The organism is Rhizobacter sp. P2_D12 (assembly GCF_056404395.1).
Window position 1 is genome coordinate 1 of record NZ_JBFUEB010000189.1, and the last position, 6821, is coordinate 6821.

At 73.9% G+C, this 6821-nt stretch carries 5 protein-coding genes; all 5 read right to left on the reverse strand.

The features are described from left to right. A partial coding sequence (locus AC1DYN_RS31040) for a PAS domain-containing hybrid sensor histidine kinase/response regulator (RefSeq protein WP_477966400.1) occupies positions 1-2824 on the reverse strand: 2824 nt, incomplete at its 3' end. 3 nt (positions 2825-2827) lie between these two features. Further along, the gene (locus AC1DYN_RS31045; RefSeq protein WP_477966402.1) at positions 2828-3943 is read right to left on the reverse strand and encodes an HD-GYP domain-containing protein; all 1116 of its coding nucleotides are present in this window, start codon (positions 3941-3943) and stop codon (positions 2828-2830) included. A gap of 131 nt (positions 3944-4074) precedes the next feature. Next, complete coding sequence (locus AC1DYN_RS31050; protein ID WP_477966404.1) at positions 4075-5142, reverse strand: S1C family serine protease; 1068 nt, start codon at positions 5140-5142, stop codon at positions 4075-4077. Beyond that, entirely contained in the window at positions 5135-5773 is a 639-nt protein-coding gene (locus AC1DYN_RS31055) for a hemerythrin domain-containing protein (RefSeq protein WP_477966406.1), read from the reverse strand. The genes AC1DYN_RS31050 and AC1DYN_RS31055 overlap by 8 nt, the downstream gene beginning before the upstream one ends. Before the next feature lie 68 nt (positions 5774-5841). After that, positions 5842-6821 (reverse strand): methyl-accepting chemotaxis protein (locus AC1DYN_RS31060; protein WP_477966408.1); only part of this gene is annotated, 980 nt, incomplete at its 5' end.

The window sequence follows — 6821 nt, forward strand, 5'->3', positions numbered from 1 at the left end:
GCGGTGCGTCGTGCGCGGCGGTGGCCGGCGGCGCGGGCGGCGCCGCGTCGACCGGCACCGCCAGGTGGCGGCACAGCGTCTCGTACAGCTGCTGCGGGTCGACCGGCTTGGCCACGTGCCCGTCCATGCCGGCCGCCAGGCAGGCGGCGCGGTCGTCGGCGAACACGTTGGCCGTCATCGCGAGGATGGGGGTGTCGTCGGGCAGCGCGCGGATGCGCCGCGCGGCTTCCAGGCCGTCCATGTTCGGCATCTGCATGTCCATCAGGATCAGCGCGTAGCGCGTATGCCGCACGCGCTCGAGCGCCTCCAGGCCGTCGCAGGCCACGTCGACCGCCAGCCCCGCGGCGTGCAGCAGCTCGCGCGCCACATACTGGTTGACCGGGTTGTCCTCCACCAGCAGCAGGCGCATGCCGGCGCAGCGCGCCTGCAGCGCGTGCGCGGCCGCCAGCGGGTCGCCGGCCACGGGCAGCGGCGCGCCGCCCGGCTGCAGGCAGGCGCTGAACCAGAACTCGCTGCCGCGTCCCGGCTCGCTGTGCACGCCGACCTCGCCGCCCATCATCGTGGCCAGCCGCTGCGTGATCGACAAGCCCAGGCCGGTGCCGCCGAAGCGCCGCGTGGTCGAGGCGTCGGCCTGCACGAAGGCCTCGAACAGCCGCTCCAGCGCGCCGGGCGCGATGCCGATGCCGGTGTCGCTGACCGAGAAGCGCAGCCGCACCGCATCGCCGGGCCCGGGCAGGCGCGCCACGTGCAGCTCGATGCCGCCGCGCTCGGTGAACTTCACCGCGTTGCTCAGCAGGTTCAGCATCGCCTGCAGCAGCCGCGTCGGGTCGCCGCGCAGCGCATCGGGCACGCCGGCACCGGCATGCAGTTCGAGCCGCAGGCCCTTGGCCTGCGCTCGCTCGGCCACCAGGCTGCGCGCGCGCACGAGCAGCGCGTCGAGCGAGAAGTCGGTGCAGTCGAGCTCCAGTTTCCCGGCCTCGATCTTCGACAGGGCGAGGATGTCGTCGATCACCTGCAGCAGGTGCGACGCGGCGTCCGACACCTTGCGCAGCCGCAGCGCGTGCCGCGGCTCGGTGATGTCGCGGCGCAGCAGGTGGGTCAGGCCGATGATGGCGTTCATCGGCGTGCGGATCTCGTGGCTCATGTTGGCGAGGAAGGCGCTCTTGGCCTGGTTCGCGGCCTCGGCGCGGTCGCGCTCGGCGCCGATGCGCTTGTATTCGGTCAGGTCCTCGTGGATCGTCAGGTGGTGGGTGATGCGCCCGTCGGCCTGGCGGATCGGCACGGCGTGCACCAGCTCGTCGCAGCCGCGCCCGTCGGCACGCACGCTGCGGAACTCGCCGGTCCAGGCGAGCCCCTGGGCCAGCGCGGCGCGCATCTCGGCGTGGCGCGCCACCGGGCCGGGGGTGTCGGACTCGGTGTCGCCGCCCATGCGCCGGAAGGCCTCGTTGACGTACTCGATGCGGCCCGCGGTGTCGCCGATCGCGATGCCGATCGGGCACTGCTCGACCGCGAGCGACAGCTTGCGCAGCTGCTCCTGCGCATCGTGGCGCTCGGTGACGTCGCTGAAGGAAGCGATCACCGCCGTCAGCGCGCCGCTGGCGCTGTCGCGCACCGGCTCGGCATGCGCGCGCAGCCAGCGCAGGCCGCGCCCGGGCGGCAGCACGCCGACCACGACGTCGTGGCAGGCCTGGCCGCTGGCCAGGCAGCGGCTCAGCGGCAGCTCGCGGCGCGGCATCGGCGTGCCATCCGGGCGCACCAGCCCCCAGGCGGCCAGCGCGTCGGGCCGCTGCAGCTGCGCCAGGTCCATGCCGAAGAAGCGCTCGGCCGGCGGCGTGCACGCGACGACGCGGCGGTCGACGCCGACGATCAGGATGCCTTCGTCGAGTGCGTTGACCATCGAGCGGTATTGCGCTTCGCTGGCGCGGACCGCGTCCTCGGCGAGCCGGCGCTGCGTGATGTCGGCATGCACCACCACCGCGCCGCCGGCGCCCGAACGCAGCGGCGTCACGTTCATCAGGAACCAGCGCGGGCGCTGCGGCGCGTGGCAGGCGTACTCGTGCGAGAAGACCTCGAGCTGCCCGGCCAGCACCCGCTCGATGCCGGCGGCGACCCCGGCCGCGCTGTCGCTGCCGGCGCCGCTGGCGGCACGGCACAGGCCGAGGTAGTCGACGCCCAGGCCCGCGCCGGCGGTCGCATCCTCGCCCTGCGCGAAGCGGCGCCAGGCCGCGTTGACGCCGACGATCACGCCGCGCGCATCGAGCACCGCCATGTGGTCGAGCACCGAATCCTCGACTGCCTGCACCAGCTCGTGCGCATCGCGCAGCGCGCGCTCGGCGCGGCGCCGCTCGGTGATGTCGCGCGAGATGCCGAACATGCCGACCACGCGGCCGGTCTCGTCGTGCAGCGGCCCCTTGGTGGCGAGGAAACTGAGGGCGCCGTCGCTGGTGCTGAGTTCCTCGTCATAGGTGTGGACCCGGTTCTCGTCCATCACGCGCAGGTCGTTGGTGCGCACCAGCATCGCCTGGCTGGGTGGGAACAGCGCCAGGTCGTCGCGCCCCAGCACCTCGTCGACGGACTTGCCGAACAGCCGGCAGGCCTCGCGGTTGCACACCAGGTAGCGGCCCTCCAGGTCCTTGGCGAAGATCGCGTCGCTGGAGCCGTCGGCGATCGCCTGCATCAGTGCCAGCGCGCGCAGCCGGGCGTCCTGCGCCGCCTGCTCGATGCGCAGCGCCTCGCTGACGCGCCGCTCGCGCAGCAGCAGCCCCAGGCAGGCGAGTGCCAGCGCGCAGGCGAGCAGGGTCCAACCGGACACGGCGACCGGCATGGCTCAGGCCACCGCCAGCGGGGCGACGGCGGGGGCCAGCTCGTCCGGGTGGCAGTGCGCGATCGCGCAGAAGGCGTCGAAGCCGGCCAGGAAGGCATCCAGCAGGTCGGGGTCGAAGTGCAGGCCGCGCTGCGCCGCCATGATGCGGCGCACCTCGCCGACCGGCATCGCCGCCTTGTAGACGCGGCGCGAGATCAGCGCGTCGAACACGTCGGCCACCGCCATCAGCCGCGCCGGCAGCGGGATCGCGTCGCCGGCCAGGCCGTCCGGGTAGCCGGCGCCGTCCCAGCGCTCGTGGTGGTGCAGCGCGATGTCGTAGGCATGCTGCAGGAAGCCGGCCGGCTCGCGGGTGTCGCGCACCGCGTGTGCGATCGCGTCGGCCCCGAGCCGCGCATGGGTCTTCATCAGCTCGCGTTCGTCGGGCGTCAGCGGCCCGGGCTTGAGCAGCACGCTGTCGGGGATGCCGACCTTGCCGATGTCGTGCAGCGGGGCCGACTTGGCGATCAGCGCGATCGTGCGTTCGTCCAGCGCCGCGGCGAAGCGCGGGTGGCGGCACACGCGGCGCGCCAGCGCCTCGACGTAGGCCTGGGTGCGCAGCAGGTGGTTGCCGGTCTCGTTGTCGCGCGTCTCGGCCAGGCGCGCGAGCGAGCGCATCGCCACGTCCTGGATCACCTCGTTCTCGTGCAGCCGGCGCGCCAGCTCCGATTCGAGCGCGGCCTTCTCGACGCGCAGCTCGTCGCGCACCTGCTTGAGCTGCAGGTGGGCGCGCACGCGCGCCAGCACCACCGCCGGGCGCAGCGGCTTGGTGATGTAGTCGACGGCGCCGAGCACCAGGCCGGCCTGCTCGTCCTCGGTGGAGTCCATCGCGGTCGTGAAGATGACCGGGATGTCGCGCGTGGCGGGCGCCTCGCGCAGCGCCTGCAGCACCTGGTGGCCGTTCATCGCCGGCATCATCACGTCGAGCAGGATCAGGTCGGGGACCGGCGCCAGTGCCGCCAGCTGCAGCGCACGCTCGCCGCTGTTGGCGGCGCGCACCCGGTAATGGCCGTGCAGCAGGTCGGCCAGCACCCGCAGGTTGTCGGGGTTGTCGTCGACGATCAACAGGGTCTGCTGCGGCATTCGGGGTGGCTCCGGGCCGCAGGAGGCGGCTGCCCGCAGTGTGTCGATCGCCGGCAACGAGGGCTTGATGCGCATCAAGCGGCCCGGGCGTTGCGCTTGGCGCGCCGCGCATACCGTGATATGCGGCACGCTCAGCGTGCGGGGGCCTCGGGCAGCCGCAGCTCCAGGTAGTGCCCGTCTCGGAACACCGCCAGCCGCGTGCCGGCCAGCGTGCGCCACGACAGCAGCGCGCGCACGAGATCGGCGCTGTCGCCGAGCGCGCGGCCGTTCATTCCGACCACGATGTCGCCCGGGCGCAGCCCGAGCCGCGCCGCCGGGCTGTCGCGCAGCACGCTGCCGATCCAGGCGCCGCTCGCGTCGGCGCGGCCGGCGCGCCAGGCCACCAGCGGCGACACGTCCTCGAAGCTGGCGCCCAGCCGCGGCCGCGGGTTGGCGCCGTTCGAGCGCAGCTCGGCGATCACCTGCTGCACCACCTCGATCGGCACGAACAGGCTGACTCCCGAGGTGCCGTAGGGGCCGACCACGGTGCGCAGGCTCATGCCGACGATGGCGCCGGACGAGTCCAGCAACGGCCCGCCGGAGTTGCCGGGGTTCAGCGTCAGGTCGCTCTGGATGAACATCACCTCGCCATCCTCGGCGAAGTGGCGTGCGCGGCCGCCGACGATGCCGGCCACCACCGAGCGCGCGAGGCCGTACGGTTCGCCGACCGCGAGCACCCAGTCGCCGGCGCGCAGCGCCGCCGAGCGGCCGATCACCGGCGGCCGTGCCGGTGCGCCCGCCACGTCGAGCAGGGCCACGTCCATGTCGGTGTCGATGGCCACGACGCGCGCGACCAGCACGCGCTGGTCGGGCAGCTTGACGAGCACCTCGCGCGCCTTCGCGACCACGTGGGCGGCGGTCGCGATCGAGCCGTCGCCGTCGAGGAAGAAGCCGGCGCCGATGCGGGCCGGCTGCTCCGGCGTGCTCCACGGCGCCAGTTCATCGCCCTTCAGCGGCGGCAGGGTGTCGTCGGGCGCGCCGGGCGCGTCGCGCGCCTCGTCGCCGCCGATGCCGTAGACACCGACCGCGAAGGCCGCGCCCCGGGTCACCGCGGCCGCGAAGCCACCGGCCACCGGCACGGGCGCGCTGGCGCATCCCGCCAGCAGGCCGGCGACGGCGATGGCCAGCGCCAGGCCGGACCGGCGCAATGCGTCAGACACCGCCGGAGCGGCTGCAGCGCACATGCTCGTCGGCCAGAGCGGGCCCGATGCCCAGCGGCGGCGGCAGCGCCCACAGGATCTTCTTGAAGACGTTGCGGTAGTTGGTGTCGGGTTCATGGCCGGTGAGCGGATCGCGGTTGTCGCGGAAGGCCGCGTCCAGCGCCTCCCAGTCCTCGTCGGTCAGCACGCGCTGCGCGAGCGGCAGCACCTGGGTCTCCTCGAGCCGGATGTGGGCCAGGTAGAACATGATGTAGCGCTGCATCGCGCTTTCGAAGCGGTCGCGGCGCTGCGTGAGCTGCGCGGTGTCGGCCATCATCTCGAAGCCGAGCAGCTCGTGCTCCAGCGTGCGGATCGCCTGTTCGCCCTCGACGTGCTCGCGGTCCAGCTGGTCCAGCACCGCATGCGCCTCGGGGCTGCGCCGGCGCAGCAGCGGGAACAGCAGCTCGCTCTCCTTCGCGTGGTGCAGCCGCTCGGGGAATTCGTCGACGTAGAACAGCATCGCGCGCAGCACGCTGAAATCGGGCAGGCTGCCGCGCCGGCGGTGGTCGGCGAGCAGCAGGCTGATGGAGCGCAGCATCGCCGACATGGCGCTGTGCTCCTCGAGGATGACGCGGATCGCGGCGTGTTGCATGGCGTGGCCTCCGGGGCGTGTCGTGGCTGGAGCTTCGCCGCTGCGGGCCGGCGCGGGCTTGATCCGCATCAATGCAGGGCCCGGGCGGCGCGGCGCAGCGCCACCGCATCGGTGCGGGCCAGCACGCTGCGCGTGCCGTCGCCGAGCTGGAACACGTCGACCGATGCGCTGAGCGCGGTGGCACGGTCGCGCAGGTCGGCAGCGGCGCCGGCCACCTGGTCGACCAGCGTGACGTTGCAGCGCGTGATCGCGTCGAGCTGCAGCACCGCCTGGTTGACCTGCGAGACCTCGGCCAGCTGGCGCCGCGCGTCGGCGCTGATGGCCTGGATCAGGCCCGAGACACCGACCACCGACTGCAGCGCGGCCTCGATGGTGCCGCGCGCGTGGGCCGCCTGCTGCGTGCCGCTGTCGACGTGGCGGCCGGCCCCCTCGACCAGGTTGCGCACCTCCTTGGCCGCACCGGCGGTGCGCTGCGCGAGCGCGCGCACCTCGGCCGCCACCACCGCGAAGCTCTTGCCCTGCGGGCCGGCGCGCGCCGCCTCGACCGCGGCATTCAGCGACAGCAGGCTGGTCTGGAACGCGATGCTCTCGATCACCTCGATGATGTCGCCGATGCGCCGCGAGCCGGCGTGGATCTGCTGCATGGTGTCGAACAGCGTGCCGACGGCGGCATGGCCGTCGCGCGTCACCTGGCTTGCCGCTTGCGCCAGCTGCGCCGCCTCGCGGGCGCTGTCGGTGCTGTGCTGCAGCGCCTGCGCCATCTGCGCCATCGCGGCGGCGGTCTGCTCGACGCTGGCCGCCTGCGCACCGGTGCGCGCCGACAGGTCGCCGTTGCCGCCGGCCAGCTCGCCGGTGGCGCGCTGCAGCCGCCGTGCCTCGCCGCGCGCATCGCCGACCACGCCGAGCAGGTTGACGTTGAGCTGGTGCAGCGCCGTCGCCACCTCGCCGGCCAGGCCCTCGGCCGGCGGCGCCGGGCGCGGGCGCAGGTCGCCGGCGGCGAGCCGGTGGCAGGTGTCGCGAATCCGGCGCAGCGGGGCCAGCGCCAGCT